Source organism: Geodermatophilus sp. SYSU D00879, from assembly GCF_054050375.1.
On the sequence record NZ_JBJGZF010000007.1, the window covers coordinates 87,101 to 113,443 of the forward strand.

Below are 26,343 nucleotides of genomic sequence, written 5' to 3' on the forward strand. Positions count from 1 at the left end.
GGCCCCGCTGCTCAGGCGGAGTCGCGGACCGGCCGGCGGTGCCCGGCGTCGTGGTGGCCGGTGCCCAGCAGGGCCAGCTGCCACAGCAGCCGGGCCCGCGGGTCGGTGAGCTTGCGGCCGGTCACCGACTCGATCCGCCGCAGCCGGTGCATGACCGTGTTGCGGTGGCAGTACAGGAGGTCGGCCGCGCGCGTCGGTGAGCCGTCGGCGTCGAGGAAGGCCGACAGCGTCTCCAGCAGCACCTCGCGCTCGTCGCCGGGCAGCTCGAGCAGCCGGCCGAGGGTCTGGCCGACCAGCCGCGAGGCGATCTCCGGGGAGTTGCTCAGCAGCGCCTCGGGCAGCCGGTCGTCGATGGTGACCACCCGGGCGGCGTCCTCGGGCAGGGTGCGCGCGGCGGTCTCGGCCAGCCGGTAGGCGCCGGCCACGGCCGCCGCGCCCTCGACGACGGAGGACACCCCGACCGGCCCGGTGGCCACGGCGCCGAGCCAGGCCAGCAGCTCCGGCAGCCGGCGGGTCCCCATCGCCACCACGCCGACCGCGGCCTGCGACCGGCGGGCCCACGCCGAGCGGATGCCACGCTTGAGCAGCGCCGACGTCGGGTCGAGGAACGCGTCCCCCTCCTCGCCGGCCGGCGCGACGACGACCACCAGCCGGCCGGCCAGCGGGACCGACAGCAGGTCGGCGGCGGTGCGGGCGTAGGCCGGGTCGCCGCCGCGGCCGTCGAGCAGCCCGTCGAGCAGCCGCTGGCGCTCGGCGGCGTCGAGCCCCGAGCGGCGCCGCTCCTCGTCCCGGTAGCCCTCCGCGGCGGCGCTGCAGCCCCGGTCGTTGGTGCGCCACAGCGAGCCCGCGACCTCGAGCAGCAGCCCGTCGTCGTGCCGGTCGCCCTGGCGGGACAGCGCGACCAGCGCCTCCCAGGTGATCTGGCCGCCGAGCCGGTAGGCGCGCAGCACGGCCTCCAGCGGGATGCCCTGCGCGGCCCGCAGCCGGCCGACGGCGCGGGCCCCCTCCGCGTGGCTCTGGTGGTAGGCCGCGGGGACGTCGGGCCGCAGGCCGCGGACGCCGACCTCGAGGTTGCGCCGCAGCGTCGCGCGCATCTGCTGGTCGCCCCCGACCAGGGCCTCCCGGTAGGCGGGCTCGGTCTCGACCAGGACCTCCACCATCCGGTCGGTCAGCTCGTCGAGCCGGTCCAGCAGCGCCGGGACCAGTTCGGCGAGGCGCTCCTCCACACCCCAGGGGGCAGTCCGCACGCGCTCACCTCCTGTGTTCATCGCACAGAGCACAACACGTGCCACCGATCACTGTGCGGTGCGCCCATTGTGACGGTCCTCACCGGCCAGCAGAGTCAAACGGACGTAGCCGTGACCCAATCGTCGCCCCTCGGGCGGCGGTCGGCAGCGCGGCGACCTCCCCGACGCAGAGGAGACGTGGGCACCTTGGCGCAGCCGCCGGAAACCGCAGGCAGCAGCACCCGGCACCAGGACCGATCGCCCACCGCCCGGCTCGAGATGACCGGGATCAGCGTCGCCTTCGGCGGCGTGAAGGCCCTCACCGACGTGTCGCTGACCGTCGAGCCGGGTCAGGTGCACGGGCTCATCGGCCCCAACGGCGCCGGCAAGACGACGATGTTCAACGTGGCCTGCGGGCTGGTCCGCGCCACCGAGGGCCGGATCGTGTGGCGCGGCCAGGAGCTGCGGCGGCTGCGGCCGAACCAGCTCGCGAAGCTCGGCATCGCCCGCACCCTGCAGGGCGTGGGCCTGTTCCCCGGCCTGACGGTGCTCGAGAACGTGATGGTCGGCGCGCACAAGCACGCCCGCGCCGGCTTCTTCTCCGCGCTGTTCGCGATCCCGACCTCCGACAAGGACGACGCCCGGCTGCGCGAGCGGGCCACGGCCGCCCTCACCGAGCTCGACGCCGAGGGCTACGCCGGCCGCTACCCCGGCAGCCTCCCGTACCCGGTGCAGAAGCGCGTGGCGCTGGCCCGCGCGCTGGTCTCCGAGCCCGAGCTGCTGCTGCTCGACGAGCCGGCCTCCGGCCTCAGCGAGGACGAGATGCACGAGCTGGGCGAGCTCATCCAGCACCTGAGCGGCCGGATGAGCGTCCTGCTGGTCGAGCACCACATGGACCTGGTCATGCGGGTGTGCGACCAGATCACCGTCCTGGACTCCGGCCAGCTGATCGCCGCCGGCACCCCGGAGCAGGTGCAGAACGACCCGGCGGTCACCGAGGCCTACCTCGGCGACGCCGTCGACGACACGACCGACGCCAGCGAGCTGGCCGCGACCGACGGGGGGACGACCCGTGGCTGAGGCGCACGGCAGCACGGCGGCGGGCACCGCCGGGACCGGCCTGACCAAGGGCGCGGCGGCCCCCGCCGGCGGCGCGGCGACCGCCACCGCCGTCCTCGAGGTCGAGGGCCTGTCGGCCTCCTACGGCCCGGTCAAGGCGCTCGACGGCGTGACCCTGCGCGCCGAGCAGGGCCGGATCACCGCGGTGCTCGGGGCCAACGGCGCGGGCAAGACGACGCTGCTGCGCACGATCAGCGGCCTGGTCCGGCCCACCGCCGGCCGGGTGACCCTCAACGGCGAGGACGTCACCCGCGACCCGGTCGAGGCCATGGTCACCAAGGGCATGGCGCACGTGCCCGAGGGCCGCGGCGTCATCGCCGAGCTCACCGTCGAGGAGAACCTGCGGGTCGGCTCGCTGTTCCGCGGCAAGGTCGCGCAGGACGAGTTCGACCGCGTCTACGACCTCTTCCCGCGGATCCGGGAGCGGCGCAACCAGACGGCGCACACGCTGTCCGGCGGCGAGCGGCAGATGCTCGTCATCGGCCGCGCGCTGCTGGCCCGGCCGAAGGTCCTGCTGCTCGACGAGCCGTCCCTGGGCCTGGCCCCGCGGATCGTCGCGCAGATCTTCGGCCTGGTGCGCCACCTGGTCGACACCGAGGGCCTCTCGGTGCTGCTGGTCGAGCAGAACGCGCGCAGCGCGCTGTCGGTGGCCGACACCGGCGTCGTGCTGAACCTGGGCCGGGTCGTGGTCACCGACGACGCCGCCCGGCTCGCCGGCGACGAGGACCTCCGGCACGCCTACCTCGGCTTCTAGACCCCGCTCCCCCGCAGCACCAGGAAGGCAGCCCCCACGTGCGAGAGTTCGTCAACCTCACCCTCGGCGGGGTGATCAACGGAGCGGTCTACGCGGCGTTCGCCCTGGCCCTCGTGCTCATCTGGCGGTCCACCCGGATCGTCAACTTCGCGCAGGGCGCGATGGCCGCGCTCACCACCTTCATCGCCCTCGCCCTCATCGAGAACGGCCAGTCCTACTGGGTCGGTCTCGTCGTCGCCCTGCTGGCCGGCCTGCTCATCGGCGCGGTCGTCGAGCGGGTCGTGATCCGCCCGGTCGAGGGCGGGCCGGAGCTCAACGCGGTCATCGTCACCCTGGGTCTCTTCATCGCGATCCAGGCGCTGATCTCGGTCCTCTTCGGCGTCAACCAGCGGGCCTTCGTCCCGCCGTTCTCGAACATCGGCTTCACCGTCGGGGACTCGAACCTGGCCCTGAGCCCCAACACCGTGTTCACCCTCCTCGCGGTGCTGGCGGTCATGGCCGGCCTGACCGCCCTGTTCCGGTTCACGCGCGTCGGCCTGGCCATGCGCGCCTCGGCCTTCGGCCAGGAGGTCGCCCGGCTGCTCGGCGTCCGGGTCGGCAGGATGCTCACCCTCGGGTGGGCGCTGGCCGCCGTCGTCGGCTCGCTGGCCGGCATGCTCATCGCCGCCGAGACCGCCTTCGTCACCCCGACGTTCATGGACTCGCTGATCGTGTTCGGCTTCGTCGCCGCGGTGCTCGGCGGGCTGGACTCGCCGGTCGGCGCCGTCGTCGGCGGGCTGGTGCTCGGCCTGCTGCTGAGCTACGTCCGCGGCTACGTCGCTGACGAGCTCGTCGGCCTGGCCGCCCTCGTCGTCCTCGTGGTCGTCCTGCTCGTGCGGCCCGGCGGCCTCTTCTCGACCACCCAGACCCGGAGGGCGTGAGCGGCATGAGCGACCTGCAGACCCCCGCATCCCCGCCGCAGGCCGGCGCCGCGTCGTCCGACGCGCCGTCACTGGCGACGGCCGCGGCCGACGCGAGCTCGGCCCAGGCCACCGGCGGCCGCACGTTCCTGCCGCGGAACACCCTGCTGCGGCACCTGGTGGTGCTCGTCATCGGCGCCGTCCTCGCGGTGCTGCTGCTCGAGTCCACCGACCTCGGCTTCAACGCCCAGATCGGCTACGTGGCCTACTACGCCATCGCGGCCGGCGGGCTGACGGTGCTGACCGGCCTCAACGGGCAGATCTCCCTCGGCCACGGCGCGCTCATGGCCGTGGGCGGCTACACCACCGCCCTGCTGCTCGACGCCGAGGAGCCGCTGCCGCTGGCCGTGGTCTTCCTCATCGCGGTGGCGCTCACCTCGATCGTCGGCGCGATCGTCGGTGTGGCCGCGGCCCGCCTGCACGGCCCCTACCTGGCCGGCGCGACGCTCGCCCTCGCCGTCGGCCTGCCCGGCCTGGCGCTGTACTTCTCCGACACCCTCGGCGGCGAGCAGGGCCTGACGGTCTCCACCCCGGACCGGCCGGACTGGTTCGTCGAGACGATCCGCACCCTGTCGGGCAACTCGGCGTCGGGCGTGAAGTGGATCGCCTACATCGCGGTCGCCTGCCTGCTGATCACCTTCTTCCTGCTGGCCAACCTCATGCGCAGCCGGGTCGGGCGGACGTGGCGCGCGGTGCGCGACCAGGAGGTCGCCGCCGAGCTGGCCGGCATCAACCTGGGCGCCTGGCGGGTGACGGCGTTCGTCGTCAGCGCCGCGGCCGCGGGCCTGGCCGGCGCGGTGCTCGCCCTCGTCGTCCGGCTCACCGCGCCGACGGCGTTCACCATCGTCCTGTCGCTGTCCCTGCTCACCGCGATCGTCATCGGCGGTCTGGGCAGCCTCTTCGGCGCGCTGATCGGCTCGGCGCTGCTGGTCTTCCTGCCGCGCTACCTGCGCGACCTCGGGGAGTCCTTCGACATGGACGCCGCTCAGGCCGCCGAGATCTCCTACGTCGTCTACGGCGTGATCCTCATCCTGGTCATGCTCTTCGCCCCCGCGGGGCTGGTCGGGTCCATCCGGCTGGCCTGGATGAAGCAGCGCGCGCGGCGCACCGCCGCCCGCGCCAAGGGGTGAGCAGCCGGGACCCGACGGCTGTCCCCCACCCCGGCCAGCGGCCGCACCCCCCTTCCCCACCCCCGCTTCCCCACCCCCCCACCAGCCCCCCGGGCGACGGCGCCCGGGTCCCTCCAGAGGAGAACCCTTGACACGATCCTCACGACGCCTCGTCAGCTTCGTGGCCGCGGCGACCGTCGCCACCACCCTGGCCGCCTGCGGCGGCGGGGACTCCGGTGGCGGCGGCGGTGGCGGCAGCGAGGAGAACGAGGCCTCGGACGTCGGCATCACCGAGGACACGATCAAGCTGGGTGCGCACTACCCGTTGACCGGTGTCGCGGCGCCCGGCTACAGCGAGATCCCGACCGGCGTCCAGGCGTACTTCGACTACGTCAACGCCAACGGCGGGGTCAACGGGCGCAACATCGAGTTCGTCTACCGGGACGACGCCTACAACCCGACCAACACCAGCCAGGTCGTGAACCAGCTCGTCCTCGAGGACGAGGTCTTCGCGCTCATGTCGGGCCTCGGCACGCCGACCCACAACGCGGTCACCGACTTCCTCAACAGCGAGGGCGTGCCCGACCTGTTCGTGTCGTCGGGCTCGCGGCTGTGGGACGACGTCGAGGAGAAGCCGTACACCTTCGGCTGGCAGCCCGACTACGAGATCGAGGCCAAGATCATCGGCCAGTACGTGGCCGAGAACTACCCCGACGCCAAGGTCGGCCTGTTCCTGCAGGCCGACGACCTTGGCGAGGACGGCGCCGCCGGTGCCCGGCGGTACCTCGAGGACCAGATCGTCGCCGAGGAGACCTACGTCCCCGGCAACACCGACGTCCGTCCGCAGATCTCGGCCCTGCAGGCCGCCGGCGCGGACCTCGTCCTGGGCTTCAACGTGCCCAGCTACACCGCGCTGTCGCAGCTGACCGCGCTGCAGCTGGGCTACCGGCCGCAGTGGTTCTACTCGAACATCGGCTCGGACCCGCAGCTGGTCGGCTCGCTGCTGGCCCGCTTCTCCGAGGGCCAGGTGAGCGACGCCAGCCTGCTCGACGGCGTCCTGACCACCGAGTACATCCCGACGGTCGACCAGCCGGACAACCCCTGGATCCAGCTGTTCCAGCGGGTCTGGGACGAGTCCGGCCAGGAGGGCGAGCTCAGCAACTACCGGGTCTACGGCATGTCGCAGGCCTACACGATGGTGCAGGCCCTGCAGGCCGCCGGCCAGAACCCGACGCGTGACGATCTCGTCGCCGCCGTCGAGCAGGCCGGCTCCGAGTGGGAGGGCCCGGGCTTCGCGCCCTTCCGCTTCTCGGAGGACCGCCACGCCGGCTACAGCGGCATGTCGGTCAGCCGGATCGTCGGCCAGGGCTCGGAGGACCTGACCCCCGTGCTCGTCACCGACAACGGCGACGCCGAGATCGAGGAGTTCGACGGCGAGGCCGCCACCCCGCCGGAGAACGGCATCCCGGACGAGGAGCCGATCAACTGAGGTGAGTACCCGCTGAACGGCGACGGGCCGTCGATCCCCTCCCGGGGGTCGGCGGCCCGTTCGCCGTTCCGGGGACTCCTCGAGAACACTCAGCTCCCGAAGTGTCGGCAGTTGATCTCCGGGTAGGGCTCCGCGCAGACCCCTGTCCGGGGGGACGACGGCGAGACGAGGAGCACGGCATGGTGCACGCGGCGCGGACGATCCGGCGGGCGGTGGTGACCGGCGGGGCCGGGTTCCTCGGCTCCCACCTGTGCGAGCACCTGCTCGACCGCGGCGTCGAGGTCGTGTGCCTCGACAACTTCCTCACCGGGTCGCCCGAGAACGTCCTCCACCTGATGGAGCACCCCGGCTTCCGCCTGGTGCGCTGCGACGTCACCGATTTCGTGCACGTCCCCGGCCCCGTCGACCTGGTGCTGCACTTCGCCTCGCCGGCGAGCCCCCTGGACTACCTGCGGATGCCGATCGAGACGCTCAAGGTCGGCAGCCTCGGCACCCTGCACACCCTGGGCCTGGCGCACGAGAAGGGCGCCCGCTACGTGCTGGCCTCCACCTCGGAGGTCTACGGCGACCCGCTGGTGCACCCCCAGCCCGAGGAGTACTGGGGCAACGTCAACCCGGTGGGCCCGCGCGGCGTCTACGACGAGGCCAAGAGGTTCAGCGAGGCGATGACCACCGCTTACCGCACCTCCAAGGGCACCGACACCGCCATCGTGCGGATCTTCAACACCTACGGGCCCCGCATGCGCCCCGACGACGGCCGGGCCATCCCCGCCTTCGTCGGCCAGGCGCTGGCCGGGCGGCCGCTGACCGTGGCCGGCGACGGCTCGCAGACCCGCTCGATCTGCTACGTCGACGACACCGTCCGCGGCATCCTCGCGCTGGCCTGCTCGGACCAGCCCGGCCCGGTGAACATCGGCAACCCCGACGAGCTGTCGATGCTGCGGCTGGCGCAGTGGGTCATCGAGCTCACCGGGTCGTCGTCGGGGATCGAGTACATCGACCTGCCCGTCGACGACCCGAAGGTCCGCCGGCCCGACACCCGCCGGGCCGAGGAACTGCTCGGCTGGCGGCCCACGGTCCCCTCCGAGGAGGGCCTGCGTCGCACGGTGGCCTGGTTCGCCGAGCAGCGGGAGGCCGCCGCACTGCGGGCCGGCTGAGCCCGCCGGGTGTCCTGGGCCACTTCTCCGCGGGGCCCCTCCTCCGTGTCCTGATTCACGTTTACATTGGGGCAGGCGGCTAGGGGGCACGCCGAGGAACCGGACACTGACGGAGAGACATCGATGGGCCGCCACGCCGACACCAGTTCCATGCGCCGTGTGCAGCGACCTGCACCCGTCGCGTTGGTCGTGGCGCTGGTCGTCGTGGCCCTCGTCGCCGGCGGCGTGGTGTGGTGGCTGGCCGGCTCGGGCAGCAGCGACGGGTGCGAGAGCACCCGCACCGTCCGGGTGACCGTCGCCCCCGAGCTCGGCGACGTCGCCCAGGAGCTCCTCGCCGAGCCCCAGGACCTCGGCGGCGGCGCGTGCGCGGCGGCCGAGGTCACCGCTCAGGAGCCGCTGCAGACCGTCGGCGACCTCTCCGCCCTCGAGGGCTCCGCGCTGCCCCAGGTCTGGGTACCCGACAGCTCGCTCTGGGCGGTGCGGGCCGGCGACGCGCCGCTGGACCCGTCCGGCTCCATGGCCACCTCGCCGGTCGTGCTGGGCACCAGCCGGGCCGCCGCCGACGAGCTCGGCTGGAGCGCGCAGGCGCCGCAGTGGAGCCAGGCGCTGTCCGGGGCCCGCTCGGTCGCCGTCCCGGACCTCGCCGCCAGCGCCGAGGGAGTCGCCGCGCTGGCCGCCGTCCGCTCGTCCCTCGGCGGTGGGGACGCCGCGGACAACGCCGTCGTCCAGGCGGTCCTGGCCGCCCGCCGCGGGCCGGCCGTCAGCCCCGCCGACGCCCTGGCCACGGCGCAGTCCGGCGACCCCGGGTCGCCGCTGGTCCCGGTGAGCGAGCAGGAGGTCATCAGCGTCAACCGCGGCGCCGAGGACCCCCAGCTGGTCGCGGTCTACCCGGCCGAGGGCTCGCCGGAGCTGGACTACCCGGTGCTGCGGGTCGGCTCCCCCGGCGACGACGACCGCGCCGCCGTGGACGCCGTCGTCCGGGCGCTGACGTCGGAGACCGCGCGCACCGCCGTCCTCGCCGCCGGCTTCCGCGACGCGGACGGGACCGCGCCGACCGACCCCGGCCCCGGCGTGCAGGAGCAGGCGCCCGAGGTGCTCGCGGTCGACGCCGAGCAGGTGCAGGGCCTGCTGGCCGAGCTCGCCCGGCTCGCCGCGCCGTCGCGGCTGCTCACCGTCATCGACGTGTCCCAGTCGATGGAGGCGCCCGCCGGCGACGGCACCCGCGCCACGCTCGCCCGGGACGCCGCCAAGAGCGCACTGACCCTCATCCCCGGCACCTCGTCGATCGGGCTGTGGGTGTTCGCCTACCAACTGCAGGGCGAGCAGGACTGGGTGGAGCTCGCGCCGATCCGCACCCTCGACGAGGAGGTCGACGGCGGCACGCAGCGCGACGCGCTCGACCAGCAGCTCGACACCCTCCCCGAGCGGCTCACCCCCGGCGGCACCGGCCTGTTCGACACCGCGCTGGCCGCCGTCCGCGCCGCGCAGGAGCAGTACGACCCCAACGCGGTGAGCAGCGTCGTCCTGGTCACCGACGGCACCAACGAGGACTCGTCGGGCATCGCGCTGGACCAGCTGGTGCAGACGCTGCAGGACGAGGCCGACCCGCAGCGGCCCGTCAAGGTCATCGGGGTCGCGCTCGGCCCGGACGCCGACGTCGCGGCGCTCGAGCAGATCGCTCAGGCCACCGGCGGCGCCGCCTACTCCGCCGTCGACCCCAACGACCTGCAGGACGTCCTCTTCGACGCGCTGCGTCAGAGGTAGGGGCCGAGCCGCTCCAGCGCGGCGGTGACCTCACCGACGGTGATCTGCGCGAGGGCCGGGTCCAGCTCGGTGCCCCAGGGGTCGCCGGTGCCGTCGCCGTGCCAGAGCACGACGTGCTGTGGCCGCGGCGGCGGTCCCCACAGCGCCGGCGACACCGGGCCGAACAGCACCACCGACGGCCGGCGGTAGGCGGTGGCCAGGTGCGCGACGCCGGTGTCGCCGCTGACCACCACCCGCGCCGCGGCGACCGTGGCGGCGAGCTCCAGGGTGGAGGTGCGCCCGGCGAGCACCGCGTCGTCGGACAGCCCGGCCGCACGGGCGACGGCGCAGGCCAGCTCGCGCTCGGCCGGGCCGCCGGTGATCCGCACGTCGTGCCCGGCGTCGGCCAGCCACCGGGCGACCGCGGCGAACCGCTCGGCCGGCCAGCGCCGGCCGGGGAACGCCGCTCCCGGGTGCACCAGCGCCGCCCCGCGCACCGCCGGGGGCACGGGCGGGACGGCGAGGTCGAGCGCGTCGGGGTCGGCGTCCACCCCCAGCCCCTCCGACACCAGCCGGCACCAGCGCCGGACCTCGTGCTCGTCGGGGTACCACGTGGGCCCGGGGTAGCCGGGGCTGGCGAAGGTCAGCAGCCGTGCCGGGCGCAGGTCGGCGACGACGACGTGCGACGCCGGCCCCTTGCCGTGCAGGTCGACGGCGAGCTCCGGCGGCGGCCCGCGCCAGTCCAGCGGCTCGAGCTCGCGTGCCGGCAGCACCTCGTCGACGGCGTCGACCAGGCCGGCCAGCGGCGCGAGCGCGGACGTCGTCGCCAGGACCAGCCGGTGGTCCGGCACGGCCGCCCGCACCGCGCGGATCGCCGGGACGCCGGTGAGCAGGTCACCGAGCCCCAGCGGTCGCAGGACGACGGCGACCGGGCGGTCGTCCCTCACACGCGGGAGCGCTCGACCAGGGCGGTGGTCGAGTGGCCGTCCAGGTAGGGCAGGACGACGGCCTGGCCGCCCCACCGCCGCAGCACCGCGGCCTCGGGCAGGTCCGCGCCGGCGTAGTCGCCGCCCTTGGCCCACACGTCCGGCCGCAGCCGGTCGAGCACCTCGGCGGGGGTGTCCTCGTCGAACACCACGACGGCGTCGACGAACGCCAGCGCCTCGAGCACCCGCGCGCGGTCGGTGGCGGTCACCAGCGGCCGCGAGGGGCCCTTGAGCCGGCGCACCGAGTCGTCGGAGTTGATGCACACGACCAGGCAGTCGCCGAGCCCGCGGGCGGCGCGCAGCGTGGCCACGTGCCCGGCGTGCAGCAGGTCGAAGCAGCCGCCGGTGGCCACCACGGTGCCGCCGGTGGCACGCACCCGGGCGAGCAGGGCGGACACGTCGTCCTCGGCGGCCACGTTCGGCTCGGGCACCGTGGCGGCGTCCCACGCCGAGGCCCCGCCCGCGGCGACGAACCGGCCGGCGAACGCGACCGCCGCGGCCACCGCCTCGCCGGTCACCGCGCCGTCGGCGAGGGCCAGGGCGGCGGCGGCGGCGAAGGAGTCGCCGGCGCCGCACGGGTCGCCGCCGGTCACCGGCACGGCGGGGACGACCATCGGCGCGCCCTCGCCGTAGGACAGCAGGGCGCCGCGGGCGCCGAGGGTCACCACGACCGCGCCCACGCCCCAGTGCCGGATCAGCGCCTCGGCCCGCGCCCCGACGGCGGCCAGGCCGTCGCCGTCGGCGGGCACGTCCGCGGCCACGCGGGCGGCCTCGGAGCCGTTGGGCGTGACCAGCCGGACGCTCGGCACCGGGTCGGCGCCGCGCGGGTGCGGGTCCCAGACGACCGGACCGCCGGCCTCGGCCAGCAGCGCCCGGACGGCAGGGTCGGCGGTGGTGCCGCGCCCGTAGTCGGCGACCAGCACCGCGGCGGCGTCGCGGACGGCCGCGCGCGCCTCCTCGGGCAGCTCGCCGAGGGTGACGGTGGGCGCGCCGCTGTCCAGGCGCACGACGGAGTGGTCGCCCACGCGCACCCGCCGCTTGACCGCGGTGCCGCCGGTGGCGGGGACGGCGATCAGCCGCACCCGCCCGGCCAGCAGCGCGCGCAGCCGGGCCGCGCCGTCGTCGTCGGCGAGCGGGGCGACCAGCACGACCTCGCGGTTCGTGGCCTGGGCGGCGATCACCGCGGCCAGCGACGCGCCGCCCGGGCGCTCGCGGGTCTCCAGGTCCTCGACCACCGGCACCGGCGCGTCGGGCGTCAGCCGGGACGCGGTGCCGACCAGGTCGACGTCGAGCAGCGCGTCGCCGACGACCACCAGCGGCTTCACCGCGCCACCCCGAGCCGGCTCTGCGGCACCCGGGCGGGCTCGGCCAGCACCGCGGCGTCGAAGGCCGCGCACAGCAGGTGCAGCGCGACCAGGTGGCACTCCTGCACGGTCGCCGTCCACGGGGAGTCGATGCAGACCACCTCGTCCGACGCCGCGGCCAGCGGGTTCGGCGCGGGGCCGGTGATCGACAGGACGGTGATGCCGCACTCGCGGGCCCGGCGGGCGGCGGCGACGGCGTTCGGGCTGCGGCCGGAGGTGGACAGCAGCACCAGGACGTCGCCGGCGCGGCCGTGCGCCTCGACCTGGCGGGCGAACAGCTCGTCGGCCGGGTAGTCGTTGGCGATCGCGGTGAGCGAGGAGGTCTCCGCGGTCAGGCAGATCGCGGAGAACGGCGGCCGGTCGGCGCGGTAGCGGCCCACCAGCTCGGCGGTGAGGTGCTGCGCCTGCGCGGCGCTCCCCCCGTTGCCGGCCGCCAGCAGCCGCCCGCGGGACTCCCCGCACAGCACGTCGGCCAGCAGCCGGCCCCAGCGGTCGAGGGTGTCGACCGAGGCGTCCAGGCTGCGCATCGCCGCGTGCAGCGACGCGACGTGGTCGCGGCCGGTGAGGTGCGTGCAGGAGTCGGGCGAGACGACCTCGCCGGCCGAGTGGGGAGCGACACTCACGGGGCGACCTCCAGGGGCGCTCATCGGACGGCCTCGACGGGACGCCGGGTGGACAGGACCTGCCGGTAGACGGCCTCGGTGTCGGCGGCCACGCGGCCCCACCGGTAGCGGGCGCGGGCGCGCCGGACCCCGGCCGCGCCGTAGGCGGCGCGCCGGGCGTCGTCGGCCAGCAGCTCGGCGAGCACCTCGCCGAGCCGGGCCGGGTCGCGGGGCGGCACGAGGTCGCCGGTGACGCCGTCGGCGACGGAGTCCTGCAGCCCGCCGACGGCGGTCGCGACCACCGGGCGGCCGCAGGCCATCGCCTCCAGCGGGGTGATGCCGAACGGCTCGTACCAGGGCACGGCCAGGACGACGTCGGCCGAGCGCACCCAGGCGGGCACGTCCGCGCGGGCGACCGACCCGGCGAAGCACACGCGGTCGGCCACGCCGACCTCGGCGGCGACGGCGCGCAGCCGGCGGACCTCGGGGTCGGCGTCGACCGCGCCGGCCGGCGGGCCGCCGACGACGACCAGCTCGGCGTCCGGGACGACGGCCAGCGCGCGGACGGCGTCCTCCTGGCCCTTGCGCTCCACCAGCCGGCCGAGCACCAGCAGCCGCGGCCGGCCCGAGCGCGGCGCCACCGGGCCGCGCGGGGTGAACACGGCGGTGTCGACGCCGCACGGGACGATCGACACGCGGTCGCGGGACAGGCCCAGCCGGCGCAGCTCGAACACCTCGTCGCTGCAGGTGGCGACCACGTGGTCGACCGTCGCGCACAGGTCCCGCTCGAGCTCGATCCGCCCGGCCGGGGAGGTGTCGGCGTCGCCCTGGTGGCGGCGCTTGACCGAGCCGAGGGCGTGGAAGGTCTGCAGCACCGGCACCGGCGTGAGCAGGCTGCCGGCGGCCTCGACGGCGGCCAGCCCGCTCATCCAGAAGTGGGCGTGCACGACGTCGGGCGGCCGCACCGCCCAGCGGGCGCGCAGCGCGGCGGCCAGCGCCGGCATGTGCCCGAGCAGGTCGTCCTTGGGCAGCGCCTCGGCCGGGCCCGCGGTGAGGTGGCTGACCACGTAGCCGTCGGCGGTGGGCACCTCGTCGGGCAGGTCCGGGTCGTCGCGGCGGGTGTGCACGGTGACCTCGTGGCCGCGCGCGGCCAGGCCCGCGGCCAGCGCGGCGACGTGCACGTTCTGCCCGCCGGCGTCCACGCCGCCGATGGCGGCCAGCGGCGAGGCGTGCTCGCTGACCAGGTCGATGCGCAGCGGTGCGCCGGTGCCCCGGTGCGTCCTCATCGGGTGACCTCCTCGAGCAGGGCGTCCCAGTCGGAGAGGAACCGGGGGAGCCCGTACCGCTCCAGCGCGGCGGCGCGCGCCGCCTTGCCGGCCAGCCGGGCGGCGTCCTCGTCGTGCAGGTAGGTGCGGACCGCGTCCCACAGCACCTCGGGCCGGGTGGACAGCACGCCGGCGCCCTGCGGCACCGCCTCGACCACCTCGGTGGCCGCCAGGGCGACCACCGGCATGCCCAGGTGCATCGCCTCGAGCAGGGAGAGCCCGAGGGAGGTCCAGCGGACGGGGTGCACGTAGACCCGGCGGCGGGCCAGCTCGGTGTGCATCGCCGCCTGCGGCGGGTCGTCGTGCAGGGCGACCCGGTCCGGGTCCAGGCCGTACCGCTCGTGCAGCCCGGCCAGGCCCATCCCGAAGACGTCGACCGGCGCGGCCGCGGCCAGCCCGGGCAGCAGGTCGGCGCCGACCGTGCGGCCGCGGCGCACCGGCTCGTTGGTGACGACGGCGGCGCGGGCCAGCTCCCCGGTCCAGCGCTCGCCGGGGTCGACGATGCCGTGCTCGACGACCGTCGTCGGGGCGCGGCCGTTGTCGTAGAACAGCCGGTTGAAGTGGGTGACGTGCGCGATCGGGACGTCGTCGCGGTCGGCCAGCGGGTGCCGGGTGTACGGCACCGGCGCGGCGCCCTCCTCCAGGCCCGGGGCGTTGTGCTCGAGGAACACCGCCGGCAGGTCCCGGCCGGGCTCGCGGCCCAGCCACTCCCGGACCAGCTCCAGGTCCCGCACCCGCTGCAGCACCACGACGTCGACGTGCTCGTCCCGCAACTGCTCCGGCGTCACCTCGCGGGCCGACGCCGGCCAGTCCCACGTGCGCGCGCGGCCGAGCCCGTCGGGCCCCCGGTCGGGGGTGACGGGGACCAGGTACTCGTGCGGGCCCTGGACGAACGCCGTCGTCCAGGAGCCGTGCACGTGCCAGACCAGGACCCTCATGCGGCGATCACCTTCTCGACGGCGGCGACGACGTCGGCGGCGCTCACCGACGAGAGGCAGGGGTGGCCGGGCACCGGGCACACGCGGGCCCGGGTGTCGCGGCAGGGCGCGTCCTGGTCGCCGAGCAGCACGGTCGGCACGCCGTAGGGCGCCCACCGGACCGCCGGGACGACCGGGCTGAACAGCGAGACGACCGGGGTGCCGACGGCGGCGGCCAGGTGCGCGGGGCCGGTGTTGCCGACGACGACGGCCGCGGCGCCGTCGAGCAGCGCGGCCATCTCCGGCAGGCTGGTGGCCCCGCCCAGGTCGGTCCCGCGGGTGCCGGCGACCGCGGCGGTGAGTGCCCGCTCCCCCGGCCCGCCGGTGACCAGCACCCGGTGGCCGGCGTCGGCGAGCGCCTCGACCGCCTCGGCGCAGCGCTCGGCGGGCCAGGCGCGGGCGGGTACCGAGGCGCCGGGGTGCAGCACCACGTAGCCGGGCTCGTGACCGGTGCGCGGCAGCGGGCGACGCACCGCGAGCCGGCCGTCGTCGCCGTCGGGCAGGTCGAAGCCGGCCGCGCGGGCCAGCGACAGCGCCCGCTCGGGCTCGGGCAGGTCGTCGTCGACCCGGTGGCGGACGTCGAGCAGCGAGCCCGGGTAGTCGACGCTGATGGCGGAGACCCGCGGCACGCCGGCGGTGCGCAGCAGCAGCGCGAGCGGCAGCGGGGACTGGTGGAACGAGGTGCTGACGACCGCCTCGTCGGGGGCCAGCGCGCGCACCCGGTCGGTGAGCGCGGCCAGGTCGGCGGCGTCGACCGGCGGCGGGTCGCCGAGGATCCACGGGCAGGCCCAGGTCCAGACCTCGTCGACGCCGGGCAGCAGCGCGGCCGCCTCGGCGCCGGCCGGGCCGGCGAGGAACACCACCCGCGCGGCGGCCGCGGCCACCGCGCGGACCAGCGGCCCCTGCAGGAGGACGTCGCCGGCGTTGTCGAGCCGGGCGACGAGGACGGTGCCCCGGCGGGGCGTCACCACCGGCCGGCCAGGACGTCGTCGACCGCGGCGGTCAGCGTGGCGGCCACGCGCGGCGCCGCGTCGACCTCCTGCCGGCGGGTCACCGGCGTGGGCACCAGGACCCCGCTCGCGCCGGCGGCCGCGGCGGCCTCGACGTCGGCGCCGATGTCCCCGATCACGACGGTCCGCGCCGGGTCGACGTCCACCTCGGCGCACGCCGCCTCGACCATCCCCGGCGCGGGCTTGCGGCAGTCGCAGCCGTCCTCCGGGCCGTGCGGGCAGACCTGCAGCGTGTCGAACGGCCCGAGCAGCTCGGCCAGCCGCCCCATGCAGGCGTCCACCTGGTCGCGGGTGATGATCCCGCGGGCCACGCCGGACTGGTTGCTCACCACCCCGACCCGGACCCCGCGGGCGCGCAGGACGTCCAGCGCCTCGCGGGCGCCGTCGACCGGGCGGACCCAGTCGGGGTCGCCGTTGTAGGGGAAGTCGTGCACCAGCGTGCCGTCGCGGTCGAACAGCACCAGGTCGGGCAGCCCGCGCCACGGGGTCACGCGGCGGTGCCGCACCGCCCCGCGCACGAAGTGCCAGGTGGCCAGCGGCGGGATGGCCGCGCTGGTCAGCGCCATGGTGGTCACCTCGGCCCGGTCGCGCGGGCCGGGCGCGATGCGGGCCCAGGCGAACTCGACGGTGCCGGCGGCCCAGGCCAGCGCCGCGGCCGCGGCCGCACGGGGACGGCGGGCGGCGACCAGGCCGACCGCGGCGAGCCCGGCGGCGGTGACGGCGAGGTGCCGCGGCCGGCGGCCGACCGCGGCGTCGGCGCGCTGCCGCCAGGTCGGGCCGTGCAGCCGGCGCATGAGGACGTCGTCGGCGTTGCCGGCCTGCACGCGCACGCTCACCCACCGGTCGGTGGGCCGGACCGGGTGGGTGATCCAGCGCTGCCCGCGCACCAGCCGGCTGCCGGTGTCCATGACTCGCAGCGCCAGGTCGGAGTCCTCGCGGAAGGCGCGGGGGAAGCGCTCGTCGAACCCGCCGACGGCGGCCAGCGCGGCGCGGCGGTAGGCGAGGTCGGCGGTGATCCAGGAGCTGGTGGCCAGGCCCGCGGTGCCGCGCTCCCAGTCGGTGGGCCGGCGGTCCTCCGGCAGCGGCACCCGCACCCGGCCCTGGCTGCCGGCGACGTCGGCGGGGAGGTCGGCGAGGTCCTGCGCCAGCCGCTCGTACCAGTCGGGGTCGGGGACGACGTCGTCGTCGAGGAAGGCGATCCACTCGGTGCGGGCGGTGCGCCAGCCGAGGTTGCGCGCGCGGGCCGGCCCGCCGCCGCCGGTGCGGACGACGCGGACCGGCGGGAGGCCGGGCCGGTCGACCGCCAGCGGGGACCCGGCGGGGCGGTCGTCGACGACGACCAGCTCGGCCGGGCGGGGGCCCGGCACGGCGGCCAGGGCGTCGAGCAGCACGTCGAGCGACGGCCGGCCGATGGTCGGCACGACGACGGTGCAGCTCACGGACATGATCGCGCCCTGCCCGGGCGCGACGGCCCGCAAACACTACGGGCTTGAAGTTCCCGACGACCTGGCTCCGTCTTCCCGGACGTCGAGGGGAAAACCGCTGTTCAGCGGCGGATGCGGGTGGCTGCGGAGACCCGGGCGAGCGCGTCGGTGACGACGGCGGCGTCGTCACCCAGGAGGGTGAGCAGGTGCGCGACCAGCTCGTCGTGCGTGACCGCGGCGGCGCGGACCCGCTCGCGGCCGGCCTCGGTGAGCCGCGCGTGCAGCAGCCGCCGGTCCCCCGGCCGCCGCTCGCGCACGACCAGGCCCTGCTCCACCAGCCGGCCGACGGTGCTGGTGACCCCGGCGCGGGACAGCCCGAGGGCCTCGGCGACCTCGCCCATCGTGGCGCGCTCGCCGGGCGCCTCGGCGATCCGCCGCAGCGCCTCGAAGCCGGTGAGGGACAGGTCGTGCTCGCGGTGCAGCGCGGAGTCGACCCGGTGGGTGATCCGGTCGTGCACCTGCACGATCCGCAGCCAGGTCTCCGCGGCGCCCGGTGCGGTCCCGGCGAGTCCCGCGGGGTCGGCCGGGATCCCGCTCGTCAGCACGTCGTCGGGGCGCATCGCCCCATCGTCGCCCAGGTCCGCCTCAGGCGCTCCCGATCGGGTCCGCGGGGTGGCGCCGGCCCGCGGCCAGCACCAGCCCGGTGGCGGTCGTGACCAGCGCCAGGCCGGCCGCCACGAGCGGCAGCGGCAGCGGGTCGGGGTCGACCGGCCCCTGCGCCGCGGCGACGCGCAGGTCCACCGCGGCGGTGCGCGCGCTGTCGGCGCCGGCCACCTCGAGCGTCGTCGGCCCGGGGACGCCGCCGTCGGGGATGCGGACGACCACCTCCGCCGTGCCGTCCGGGCCGGCCGCCGCGGTCCCGAGGACGGCGCCGTCGGGGCCGCTGACGGTGACCTCCTCCCCCGCGCCGAAGCCCGCCGCGCTCAGCACGACCTCGCCGCCGGCCGCCACCTGGTCGGCCGAGGCCGACACGGAGGCGCGGGCCGAGGGCCCGTCGGCGGGGGCGCCGGGCGCGGGCTCCGGGACGGGCAGGCCGGGCATCGGCATGGGCACGGCCTCGTCCGCGGGCACGCCGGGCTCCGGGACGGGGGTCGGCATCGGGGCCGCGGGGAGCTCCGGGGGCGACGGCGCGGTGATCGCGGCGCAGTCCTCCTCGGCCGGGCGGGTGAAGGAGAACCCGTCGAGCTCGTCGGTGTACGCCGTCCCCGAGCCGTCGAGCGCGGCGTACTCCAGCCGGCTGTCGATCGTCTCGCCCCAGTCGACGTCGCCGGTCTGCAGCACCACGGTCTCGCCGGGCGCGAGCTCCGCGGCGTCCTCGCCGTCCGGGCTGCGCGTGGTGGCCAGCGTGACCGCGTAGGCCACCGTCCCCGCCGTCACCTCGACCGCCACCCCGCCGGGGCGGCAGCTCGGCCCGTGGGTGACGCGGGCGTCGGGCCGGGCCGGGTCGTCGGCGGCCAGCGCGGGGCCGGCCAGCGCCACCCAGCCGGCCAGCAGGCCGGACACGGCGAACAGGAGAGCGGGCCCCGTCGGTACGACGGGGCGCGGCGTGCGCTGCGGCACGGACCCGACCGGCACGTTTCCCCCTCGAGCGGTCGTGCACGCCGCGGCACCGGTGGTCCCGGCGGCGGCGCTCCCCCATGATGCGGTCCGTGAGCGTCCGTTGACGACGGGTCGACGGCGCGTCGCGGCGAACGGCCCGGCGTGTCGTCGCCGCGGGTGGCGCGAGGGGCGGGCGAGACCGGTGAGCCGGGTCACTACGGTGACCCCGTGGACTCAGCAGCCGGGACCGGTCGCCGCCGTCAGAACGAGGTCTACCGCGCCGGGGTGTACGGGCGCACGCCGCTGGTGCCCACCACCGCGCGGCCGCTGCAGCGCCGGGCCCGGCAGCGGCTGACCGCCCGCGCCTACGCCTACGTGGCCGGCGGCGCCGGTGAGGAGGCCACCCAGCGGGCCAACCGCGCCGCGTTCGACCGGTGGGCCGTCGTCCCCCGGGTCCTGCGCGACGTGAGCGCCCGGGACACCTCGGTCGAGCTGTTCGGCCGGCGGCTGCCCGCCCCGCTGCTGCTCGGCCCGGTCGGCGCGCTGGAACTGGTGCACCGGGAGGCCGACCTCGCCGTCGCCCGGGCCGCCGCGTCGCTGGGCGTGCCGTTCGTCTTCTCCAACCAGGCGTCGGTGCCGATGGAGACCTGCGCGCGGGCCATGGGCGACGCGCCGCGCTGGTTCCAGCTGTACTGGTCCACCTCCGACGAGCTGGTGGAGAGCCTGGTCGGGCGCGCCGAGGCGGCCGGCTGCGAGGCGCTGGTGGTCACGCTCGACACCACGATGCTCGGCTGGCGCCCCCGCGACCTGGACCTCGGCCACCTGCCGTTCGCGCTCGGCAAGGGCATCGCGCAGTACACCTCCGACCCGGTCTTCCGGCGGCTGGTGGAGCGGCGCGTGGCCGAGGCCGGGGACGCCGCTCCCGCCCAGGCCGGGGAGGCCGCCGGCCGGGACCGCCAGCCGCGCCCGACGCTGGCCGCGGTGCTGGCGATGGTCGGCATGGCCCGCGCCTGGCCCGGGCCGCTGCGGGAGAACCTGCGCTCGCCGCTGCCGCGGGCCGCCGTCGAGACCTTCCAGGCCATCTACTCCCGGCCCTCGATCACCTGGGCCGACCTCGCGTGGCTGCGCGCCCGCACCCGGCTGCCGATCCTGCTCAAGGGGATCCTGCACCCCGACGACGCCCGGCGGGCGCTGGACGAGGGCGTCGACGGCGTCGTGGTGAGCACGCACGGCGGCCGGCAGGTGGACCGCTCGATCTCCGCGCTGGACGCGCTGCCCGACGTCGTCGCGGCGGTCGGCGACCGCGCTCCGGTGCTGCTGGACAGCGGCATCCGCAGCGGCGCGGACGCGTTCGTCGCCGTCGCCCTGGGCGCGCGGGCGGTGCTGCTCGGCCGGCCCTACGCCTGGGGCCTGGGCCTGGCCGGGGAGGCCGGCGTGCGGCAGGTCGTCTCCGACGTCCTCGGCGAGTTCGACCTGACCCTCGGCCTCACCGGCCACACCTCGGTCGCCGAGCTGGGCCCGGAGGTGCTCCGCCGGGTGGGCTGAGCCACCCCCGCGGCAGGAATGGCCATCTCCGCCGTGGGGGCGCACGGTGGGCGCGGTCGACCCGCCGTCGAGGAGGTCCGCGTGAGTGCCCCCACCGTGCGCTCCCAGCTGTTCCGCCGGAAGCCGGTCGCGCTCATGGTCGAGGAGACCGGCGCCGCCGAGCCCGAGGGCGGGGCGCTGGCCCGCCGCCTCGGCGTCGGCCAGCTCATGGGGCTGGGCATCGGCGCCACCATCGGCACCGGGATCTTCTTCGTGATGAGCACGGCGGTGCCCGAGGCCGGCCCCGCCGTCGTCGTCTCGTTCGTGCTGGCGGCGGTCACCGCCGGGTTCACCGCGCTCTGCTACGCGGAGCTCGCCTCCACCATCCCGGTCGCGGGCTCGTCGTACTCCTACGCGTACGCCACGCTCGGCGAGGTCGTCGCCTACGTCGTCGGCTGGTGCCTGGTGCTGGAGTACGCGGTCAGCTCGGCGGCGGTGTCGGTGGGCTGGAGCGAGTACCTCAACGAGCTGCTCGACGACCTGCTGGGCGTGCGCATCCCCGAGGCGCTGTCGTTCGCGCCGGGCGCGGGCGGGGCGGTCAACGTGCCGGCGATCGTGCTGGTGACGCTGTGCGCGCTGCTGCTGGTCCGCGGGGCGAGCGAGTCGGCGCGGGCGAACGCCGTCATGGTCGTGCTCAAGGTCTGCGTCCTGCTGTTCTTCGCCGCCGTCGCGTTCACCGCCTTCGACGCCGGCAACCTCACGCCGTTCGCCCCGCTCGGCGTGGCCGGGGTCAGCGCCGCGGCGTCGTCGATCTTCTTCAGCTTCATCGGCCTCGACGCCGTCTCCACCGCCGGCGAGGAGGTGCGCGACCCGCGCCGGACGCTGCCGCGGGCGATCGTCGGCGCGCTGGTCGTGGTGACGGCGGTGTACCTGCTGGTCGCGTTCGCCGCGGTCGGCGCGCAGGCGGCGGGCGCGTTCGAGGGGCAGGAGGCCGGCCTCGCGGTGATCCTCGAGGACGTCACCGGGTCGCGCTGGCCGGCGATCGTCCTGGCCGCCGGGGCGGTGGTCTCGATCTTCTCGGTGACGCTGGTGACCATGTACGGCCAGACGCGGATCCTGTTCGCGATGAGCCGGGACGGCATGGTCCCGTCGCTGTTCAGCCGGGTCGACCGCCGCACGCTGACCCCGGTGCGCGGCACGGTCGTCGTCGCGCTGTTCGTCGGCCTGCTGGCCGGGTTCGTCCCGCTGGACTTCCTCGTCGACCTCACCAGCATGGGCACGCTGGTCGCCTTCACCGTGGTGTCGATCGGGGTGGTCGTGCTGCGCCGCACCCAGCCGGACCTGCCGCGCGGCTTCCGGGTGCCCGGCTTCCCGGTGGTGCCGGTGCTGTCGGTGGCGTTCTGCCTCTACCTGATCGGGGGGCTGCCCGGGATCACCTGGGCGCTGTTCGCCGGCTGGTTGGCGGTCGCCGCGGTGGTCTACGTCACCTACGCCCGCACCCACTCGGCGCTGCGGACGCCCCGGTGACCCTCGTCGTCGGCCACGCCGCCGAACTGGAGGACCGCGACGAGGCGCACCTGCGCCTGGCCGCGATCCTCGCCCGCACCGCCGGGGACGACGTCGTGGTCGCCACCGTGACCGCCCGGGGCTTCTTCGACCCCCGCGTGGACCGCGAGTACCGGACGTGGGTCGCCGAACTCGTGCGCTCCCGCCAGGGCCGGGCCGCGCACGACCTGCGGGAGGCCGGCGTGGCCGAGGTGCGGACGGTCGCGGTCGAGGCGCCCTCGGTGCCGGCCGGGCTGGTCTCCGTGGTGGAGCAGGTGGGCGGGACGCTACTGGTCCTCGGCCGGGAGGGCGCGGTGCCCGAGCACCTGCTGCGCTCCTCCCCCGTGCCGCTGGCGCTGGCCGGGCGGGCGGGCTCTCCCGGCCGGCGGGTGACCCGGCTGACCTGCGCGTGGGCCGGCACCGACCGCTCCCGCGCAGCGCTCGCCTGGGCGCAGCGGACCGCGGCCGCCTGGGACGTGCCGCTGCGCCTGCTGACCCTCGCGCCCGAACGCGACCCGATGCTGCCCTCGGAGACCGGCCTGCACGTCGAGCGGGAGGTGGCCTCCGCATGGGCCGTGCAGGCGCGGGAGGAGCTGGACCGGGTGGCCGCCGGCCTGCCCGGTCCGCCGCAGACGGTGGTGGCGCGGGGCCCGGGGTGGCCCGGTGCGGTGTCCGCCGCGGGGTGGACCGACGGCGACCTGCTGGTCGTGGGCTCGTCCCGGCTGGGCCCGCTGGCGCGGGTCTTCCTCGGCTCGACGGCGACCCGCATCGTGCGCGCCGCGCCGGTCCCGGTGGTCGTCGTCCCCCGCGGCACGGAGGGCTGAGGGACACGCCCGGGCGGGGTTGACGGCCCGTGTGACCGGGCTCACAGTGGACGTGGGCGGGGGCAGCCGGCAATCGAGTGGCCACCGACAGCTCGGTGGACCGACCAACGCGGCCAGACCGTCAGGACCGGCCCCCCGCCCCTCGACCTCCTCCGCCGACCCCCGCGCCGAGCAGCGCGGCGAGCGCGGCGGTCCCCTCGAACAGCGCGCGGGACCGGGCGTCGACGTCGGCGTCCCGGGCGGCCAGCGCGGCGAGGACGTCGTCGTGCCGCCCCGCCTCGCGGAACCGCGGCACCAGCTCGCGGAGCGGGCCGATGCGGTACCCCGCGCGGCGGAGCTGGTGGACGATCCGGGCGTCCCGGACGTCGGCCGGCGAGTAGCGGCGCGCCTCGCCGGCTCCCCGCCGCGGGCTGACCAGCCCCTCGGCGTCCCAGTGCCGCAGGGTCGACGGGCGCACGCCCAGGGCCGCGGCCAGCTCGGCGACGCCCATCGCGTCCGAGGGCCGCACGTCCCGGATCGGCTCGCCGGCGATCAGCTCCGCGGCCTCGCGGGCGAGGGCCAGGTCGCGCCGCTCGGCGTCGAGCCGGGCGTGGGCGGCGTCGAGGAGGCGGAGCAGCCCCGGCGGGTCCCGGTGGGCGGCGCGGACCAGCTCCTTCGCGTGGACCGGCCCGACCGCGGCCGCGAGCGCGCGGTGGGCCAGCGCCGCGCGGACGTGCTCCTCGGTGAAGGTGCGGTACCCCGACGCGGTGCGCCCGACCGGGGGCAGCACGCCCTCGGCCTCGAGGTCGCGCACGTGCTGCACCGAGCACCCGGCCCGCCGGGCGACGTCGACCGTGCGCAGGCCCGACTGGAGACTCCGCATCGGCTCCTCCTCGTCTCCTCGGGCCCGACCCTCCACAGGCACCTGAGTGCCACGCTCGAAGGCGTGGGCATCGACGAGATCATCGAGCACGTCACCGCGCTGGGCGGCGTCCTGGTCCTGCGACCGGGGCCCGGCGACGGCTCGCCGGAGGCGGCCTGGGGCGACGTCTTCCTCTACTGGGCGCCCGACGGCGTCGTGCCGCGGACCCAGCCGTTCGCGACGGTCGTGACCGAGGACCTGCCCGGCGACCGGTCGTCGCGACTGGACCGGCCCGGGACGTTCCGGGTGAACGTCGGCGTGGGTCGGGAGGAGTTCACCGCGCTCGTCGGGCGGGCGCCGCGGGAGCCGGTCGGCGACGACGAGCCCGCCCCCGACGAGACCGACACCGTGCTGGCGCACCCCGTCTACGGCGAGCTGGGCTGGGTCTGCGTGGTCGACCCGGGGCCGCGGACGGCGGCGACGGTGCGCGACCTGCTGACCCGGGCACACGCGCGGGCCCGGGCGCGGACCGAGCGGCGGGCGCGGGCGTGAGGAACACCACGGCCCCGCTCCTGCGCGAGGAGCGGGGCCGTGGCGGTGTCTCAACCAAGACGTGCACCCGAAGGGATTCGAACCCCTAACCTTCTGATCCGTAGTCAGATGCTCTATCCGTTGAGCTACGGGTGCGTGCTGTGCAGTTGTCGTGCGCGGAGGCTCCGGGATTTGAACCCGGGATGGGGATTAACCCAAACCGCATTAGCAGTGCGGCGCCATAGACCGGACTAGGCGAAGCCTCCCGGGGTCCGAGTCCCCCCGGAACCACCGGAGAAGAGACTACCAGCGGCCTCCGCGGCCCTCCCAGCCCGGGGGGTCCGGCCGGGAGGGCGGGCTCAGACGGCCACCCGCTCCCGCGGGGACGACGCCGCGCGACGGCCGGGCAGCAGGGTCACCAGCACCGCGACGGCGGCGGCGGCCACCGCCAGCACCAGGCTGCCGGTCACCCCGTGCGGGCCGTCGATCAGCGCCCCGCCGAGCGCCGCGCCGACCGCCGAGGCGCCGGTGGCCATCGTGGACAGCCAGGTGAAGGCCTCCGTGGTGGCGTGCGCCGGGGCGAGCGCGCCGACCAGCGAGTTCTGCACGGTGAGCGTCGGCGCGATCGCCGTCCCGCCGAGGAACAGCAACGCGCCGAGCACCCACGGGCTCGACGCCGCGGCCAGCGGCGCCAGGCCGATCGTGACGCCGAGCAGCAGCCACCGGTACTGGCGCGGCAGCGAGACGCTCACCACCCGGGCGCCGAACCACAGGCCGCCGGCGACCGAGCCCAGCGACCACAGCGCCAGCAGCAGGCCCGACATCCCGGGCGAGCCGGCGGCGTCGGCGAACGCGGGGATGGCCACCTCGAGCGCGCCGAAGCCGAGCATCAGCGCGGAGCCGCTGACCAGCACCCGCGGCATGCCGGGGGCGAGCACGGTGGCGAAGGGGCTGGTGCGCTGGGCGGCCGGCACGGGCACCCAGTCGCGCAGCGCCCCCGACGTCGCGATGCCGAACGCGCCGGCCACCGCGAGCGCGCCCGCGACGCCGAGCGCCCACGCCGGGCCGGTGAGGACGGCGAGCGTCGCGACCAGCGTGGGGCCGGCGACGAAGACCAGCTCGGTGGCGGTGGCGTCGAGGGCGAAGGCGGTGCCGCGCACCCGCGGGTCGACCCGCGACCACAGCGCCCGCACCGTTCCCGACACCAGCGGCGTCGCGGCACCGGCCGCGCCCGACGCGGCGACGACGACCGCGATCGGCGCGCCGCCCAGGACGACGGCCACGAGCACGGCGAGCAGCAGCGGATAGGCGCCGGCCTGGGCGAGCAGGACCGGGCGCGGGGTGCGCCGGTCGGCGAGCCGGCCGAGCACCGGCGCCATGGCGGCCATCGCGAGGCCGTAGGTCGCCGACGCGAGGCCGGCGGCGGCGTAGGAACCGGTCTGCTGCTGCACCATGAGCAGCAGCGCCAGCGGGACCATCGCCGAGGGCAGCCGGCCGGCGAAGCCGGCGAGCAGCAGCACGGGGGCGGACGGCAGGCGCCAGACGGACAGGTACGAACGCACGACGGAACTCACTTCGGAAGATCGCGAAAGAGGAACAGTAGGGGGTCAAGACCCGTTGACCCCCTACGACGATAGCAGGGCGGTAGGGAGTCACATGGACTACGACACCTACGGGTCGAACGCCGTGGAGCTGGCCATCGACCTGGCCAACGCCGACCGCGCGGCGGACCCGGACTGGGCGGTGGCGTTCCTGCGCGCCCACGACGAGTGGTTCACCCCCGAGACGGCGCTGGAACTCTCCCCCGCCGAGACCCGCCGCGCCGGCGCGACCGCCGAGCTGGTCCGCGCGGTCGCCGTCGCCGGGACGCAGGACGACGTCATCGCCCGGCTCAACGAGCTGCTCGCCCTGGCCCGGCCGCACCCCTACGCCACCGACCACGACGGCGAGCTGCACCTGCACTACGCGCGCCCCGACGCCTCGGCGCTCGAGCAGCTGACGACGACGGTGGCCATGGGGCTGTCCCAGGTGGTGGCCCAGCACGGGTGGCAGCGGCTCGGCGTCTGCTCGGCCGAGGGCTGCGACGACGTCTACGTGGACACCTCGCGCAACGCCAGCCGCCGGTACTGCTCGAACACCTGCGCCAGCCGCTCGACCGTCGCCGCCTACCGGGCCCGCCGGAAGGCCTGAGGCCCTGCGCAGGCTCCCGCCGCGGGCCGGCGAGCGGTGGGGGGC

24 protein-coding genes and 2 tRNA genes are annotated in these 26,343 nt (G+C 76.4%); 12 read left to right on the forward strand and 14 right to left on the reverse strand.

The features are described from left to right. Nucleotides 1-11: 11 nt before the first annotated feature. Entirely contained in the window at nt 12-1,247 is a 1,236-nt protein-coding gene (locus ACI79B_RS11495) for a PucR family transcriptional regulator (protein WP_456928331.1), read from the reverse strand. 177 nt (nt 1,248-1,424) lie between these two features. On the opposite strand from ACI79B_RS11495, the gene ACI79B_RS11500 reads away from it, so the two are divergent. From ACI79B_RS11500 to ACI79B_RS11530, 7 genes are all read left to right on the forward strand, one after another. Further along, entirely contained in the window at nt 1,425-2,306 is an 882-nt protein-coding gene (locus tag ACI79B_RS11500) for an ABC transporter ATP-binding protein (RefSeq protein ID WP_456928330.1), read from the forward strand. Beyond that, on the forward strand, nt 2,299-3,099 hold the full coding sequence (locus ACI79B_RS11505) for an ABC transporter ATP-binding protein (protein ID WP_456928329.1): 801 nt from the start codon (nt 2,299-2,301) through the stop codon (nt 3,097-3,099). Before ACI79B_RS11500 ends, ACI79B_RS11505 begins: the two co-directional genes overlap by 8 nt. A 38-nt stretch (nt 3,100-3,137) precedes the next feature. Next, entirely contained in the window at nt 3,138-4,019 is an 882-nt protein-coding gene (locus tag ACI79B_RS11510) for a branched-chain amino acid ABC transporter permease (RefSeq protein ID WP_456928328.1), read from the forward strand. 5 nt (nt 4,020-4,024) lie between these two features. Beyond that, on the forward strand, nt 4,025-5,188 hold the full coding sequence (locus ACI79B_RS11515) for a branched-chain amino acid ABC transporter permease (protein WP_456928327.1): 1,164 nt from the start codon (nt 4,025-4,027) through the stop codon (nt 5,186-5,188). Nucleotides 5,189-5,315: 127 nt separating this feature from the next. Next, complete coding sequence (locus ACI79B_RS11520) at nt 5,316-6,656, forward strand: ABC transporter substrate-binding protein (protein ID WP_456928326.1); 1,341 nt, start codon at nt 5,316-5,318, stop codon at nt 6,654-6,656. 179 nt (nt 6,657-6,835) lie between these two features. Further along, on the forward strand, nt 6,836-7,813 hold the full coding sequence (locus tag ACI79B_RS11525; RefSeq protein ID WP_456928325.1) for a UDP-glucuronic acid decarboxylase family protein: 978 nt from the start codon (nt 6,836-6,838) through the stop codon (nt 7,811-7,813). Between the two features lie 150 nt (nt 7,814-7,963). Continuing rightward, nucleotides 7,964-9,577 (forward strand): VWA domain-containing protein, encoded by a 1,614-nt coding sequence (locus ACI79B_RS11530; protein ID WP_456928400.1) that lies wholly within the window; start codon nt 7,964-7,966, stop codon nt 9,575-9,577. On the opposite strand, the gene ACI79B_RS11535 is transcribed toward ACI79B_RS11530, so the two are convergent. From ACI79B_RS11535 to ACI79B_RS11575, 9 genes are all read right to left on the reverse strand, one after another. Then, nucleotides 9,568-10,503, reverse strand: a complete 936-nt coding sequence (locus ACI79B_RS11535) for a glycosyltransferase family 9 protein (protein WP_456928324.1) — start codon at nt 10,501-10,503, stop codon at nt 9,568-9,570. The genes ACI79B_RS11530 and ACI79B_RS11535 overlap by 10 nt on opposite strands. Continuing rightward, nucleotides 10,500-11,867, reverse strand: a complete 1,368-nt coding sequence (gene rfaE2, locus ACI79B_RS11540) for a D-glycero-beta-D-manno-heptose 1-phosphate adenylyltransferase (protein WP_456928323.1) — start codon at nt 11,865-11,867, stop codon at nt 10,500-10,502. The genes ACI79B_RS11535 and rfaE2 overlap by 4 nt, the downstream gene beginning before the upstream one ends. Continuing rightward, the gene (locus tag ACI79B_RS11545; RefSeq protein ID WP_456928322.1) at nt 11,864-12,529 is read right to left on the reverse strand and encodes a D-sedoheptulose-7-phosphate isomerase; all 666 of its coding nucleotides are present in this window, start codon (nt 12,527-12,529) and stop codon (nt 11,864-11,866) included. Before ACI79B_RS11545 ends, rfaE2 begins: the two co-directional genes overlap by 4 nt. A gap of 20 nt (nt 12,530-12,549) precedes the next feature. After that, on the reverse strand, nt 12,550-13,794 hold the full coding sequence (locus ACI79B_RS11550) for a glycosyltransferase (protein ID WP_456928321.1): 1,245 nt from the start codon (nt 13,792-13,794) through the stop codon (nt 12,550-12,552). Then, nucleotides 13,791-14,771: a glycosyltransferase gene (locus ACI79B_RS11555; RefSeq protein WP_456928320.1), complete on the reverse strand. Its 981-nt coding sequence runs from the start codon at nt 14,769-14,771 to the stop codon at nt 13,791-13,793. Before ACI79B_RS11555 ends, ACI79B_RS11550 begins: the two co-directional genes overlap by 4 nt. Next, entirely contained in the window at nt 14,768-15,778 is a 1,011-nt protein-coding gene (locus ACI79B_RS11560; RefSeq protein WP_456928319.1) for a glycosyltransferase family 9 protein, read from the reverse strand. The genes ACI79B_RS11555 and ACI79B_RS11560 overlap by 4 nt, the downstream gene beginning before the upstream one ends. Next, the gene (locus ACI79B_RS11565) at nt 15,775-17,265 is read right to left on the reverse strand and encodes an HAD-IIIA family hydrolase (RefSeq protein ID WP_456928318.1); all 1,491 of its coding nucleotides are present in this window, start codon (nt 17,263-17,265) and stop codon (nt 15,775-15,777) included. The genes ACI79B_RS11560 and ACI79B_RS11565 overlap by 4 nt, the downstream gene beginning before the upstream one ends. Before the next feature lie 101 nt (nt 17,266-17,366). After that, entirely contained in the window at nt 17,367-17,864 is a 498-nt protein-coding gene (locus ACI79B_RS11570) for a MarR family winged helix-turn-helix transcriptional regulator (protein ID WP_456928317.1), read from the reverse strand. A 25-nt stretch (nt 17,865-17,889) separates the two neighbouring features. Continuing rightward, a complete protein-coding gene (locus ACI79B_RS11575; RefSeq protein ID WP_456928316.1) occupies nt 17,890-18,807 on the reverse strand; it encodes a hypothetical protein in 918 nt (305 codons plus the stop codon). Nucleotides 18,808-19,071: 264 nt separating this feature from the next. Here ACI79B_RS11575 and ACI79B_RS11580 point away from each other — a divergent pair, with 264 nt between their 5' ends. The 3 genes from ACI79B_RS11580 to ACI79B_RS11590 all read left to right on the forward strand — a co-directional run bounded on the left by ACI79B_RS11580 (nt 19,072) and on the right by ACI79B_RS11590 (nt 22,736). Next, nucleotides 19,072-20,388 carry an alpha-hydroxy-acid oxidizing protein gene (locus ACI79B_RS11580; RefSeq protein ID WP_456928315.1) on the forward strand — a complete coding sequence of 439 codons (1,317 nt, stop codon included), beginning with the start codon at nt 19,072-19,074 and terminating at the stop codon, nt 20,386-20,388. 81 nt (nt 20,389-20,469) lie between these two features. Then, nucleotides 20,470-21,894: an amino acid permease gene (locus tag ACI79B_RS11585; protein ID WP_456928314.1), complete on the forward strand. Its 1,425-nt coding sequence runs from the start codon at nt 20,470-20,472 to the stop codon at nt 21,892-21,894. After that, nucleotides 21,891-22,736 (forward strand): universal stress protein, encoded by an 846-nt coding sequence (locus ACI79B_RS11590; RefSeq protein WP_456928313.1) that lies wholly within the window; start codon nt 21,891-21,893, stop codon nt 22,734-22,736. Before ACI79B_RS11585 ends, ACI79B_RS11590 begins: the two co-directional genes overlap by 4 nt. Before the next feature lie 121 nt (nt 22,737-22,857). On the opposite strand, the gene ACI79B_RS11595 is transcribed toward ACI79B_RS11590, so the two are convergent. After that, nucleotides 22,858-23,598: a MerR family transcriptional regulator gene (locus tag ACI79B_RS11595; RefSeq protein WP_456928312.1), complete on the reverse strand. Its 741-nt coding sequence runs from the start codon at nt 23,596-23,598 to the stop codon at nt 22,858-22,860. Nucleotides 23,599-23,661: 63 nt separating this feature from the next. Here ACI79B_RS11595 and ACI79B_RS11600 point away from each other — a divergent pair, with 63 nt between their 5' ends. Next, nucleotides 23,662-24,129: a DUF6194 family protein gene (locus ACI79B_RS11600; RefSeq protein ID WP_456928311.1), complete on the forward strand. Its 468-nt coding sequence runs from the start codon at nt 23,662-23,664 to the stop codon at nt 24,127-24,129. A gap of 62 nt (nt 24,130-24,191) precedes the next feature. Here ACI79B_RS11600 and ACI79B_RS11605 read toward each other — a convergent pair. The 3 genes from ACI79B_RS11605 to ACI79B_RS11615 all read right to left on the reverse strand — a co-directional run bounded on the left by ACI79B_RS11605 (nt 24,192) and on the right by ACI79B_RS11615 (nt 25,670). After that, nucleotides 24,192-24,264: transfer RNA gene (locus ACI79B_RS11605), tRNA-Arg, on the reverse strand. 21 nt (nt 24,265-24,285) lie between these two features. Then, nucleotides 24,286-24,374 (reverse strand) — tRNA-Ser (locus tag ACI79B_RS11610). Nucleotides 24,375-24,467: 93 nt separating this feature from the next. Next, on the reverse strand, nt 24,468-25,670 hold the full coding sequence (locus ACI79B_RS11615; RefSeq protein WP_456928310.1) for an MFS transporter: 1,203 nt from the start codon (nt 25,668-25,670) through the stop codon (nt 24,468-24,470). A gap of 94 nt (nt 25,671-25,764) precedes the next feature. Between ACI79B_RS11615 and ACI79B_RS11620 the strand changes: the two genes are divergently transcribed. Further along, nucleotides 25,765-26,298 carry a CGNR zinc finger domain-containing protein gene (locus ACI79B_RS11620; RefSeq protein ID WP_456928309.1) on the forward strand — a complete coding sequence of 178 codons (534 nt, stop codon included), beginning with the start codon at nt 25,765-25,767 and terminating at the stop codon, nt 26,296-26,298. The last annotated feature ends 45 nt before the right edge of the window (nt 26,299-26,343 follow it).

What these genes read in the sequence shown, in the direction of transcription:
- ACI79B_RS11530 (WP_456928400.1), top strand. Translation starts at nt 7,964, where the DNA reads ATGCGCCGTGTGCAGCGACCTGCACCCGTCGCGTTGGTCGTGGCGCTG.
- ACI79B_RS11550 (WP_456928321.1), bottom strand. Translation starts at nt 13,794, where the DNA reads ATGAGGACGCACCGGGGCACCGGCGCACCGCTGCGCATCGACCTGGTC.
- ACI79B_RS11515 (WP_456928327.1), top strand. Translation starts at nt 4,025, where the DNA reads ATGAGCGACCTGCAGACCCCCGCATCCCCGCCGCAGGCCGGCGCCGCG.
- ACI79B_RS11595 (WP_456928312.1), bottom strand. Translation starts at nt 23,598, where the DNA reads ATGCGGAGTCTCCAGTCGGGCCTGCGCACGGTCGACGTCGCCCGGCGG.
- ACI79B_RS11620 (WP_456928309.1), top strand. Translation starts at nt 25,765, where the DNA reads ATGGACTACGACACCTACGGGTCGAACGCCGTGGAGCTGGCCATCGAC.
- ACI79B_RS11570 (WP_456928317.1), bottom strand. Translation starts at nt 17,864, where the DNA reads ATGCGCCCCGACGACGTGCTGACGAGCGGGATCCCGGCCGACCCCGCG.
- ACI79B_RS11525 (WP_456928325.1), top strand. Translation starts at nt 6,836, where the DNA reads ATGGTGCACGCGGCGCGGACGATCCGGCGGGCGGTGGTGACCGGCGGG.
- ACI79B_RS11565 (WP_456928318.1), bottom strand. Translation starts at nt 17,265, where the DNA reads ATGTCCGTGAGCTGCACCGTCGTCGTGCCGACCATCGGCCGGCCGTCG.
- ACI79B_RS11555 (WP_456928320.1), bottom strand. Translation starts at nt 14,771, where the DNA reads ATGAGGGTCCTGGTCTGGCACGTGCACGGCTCCTGGACGACGGCGTTC.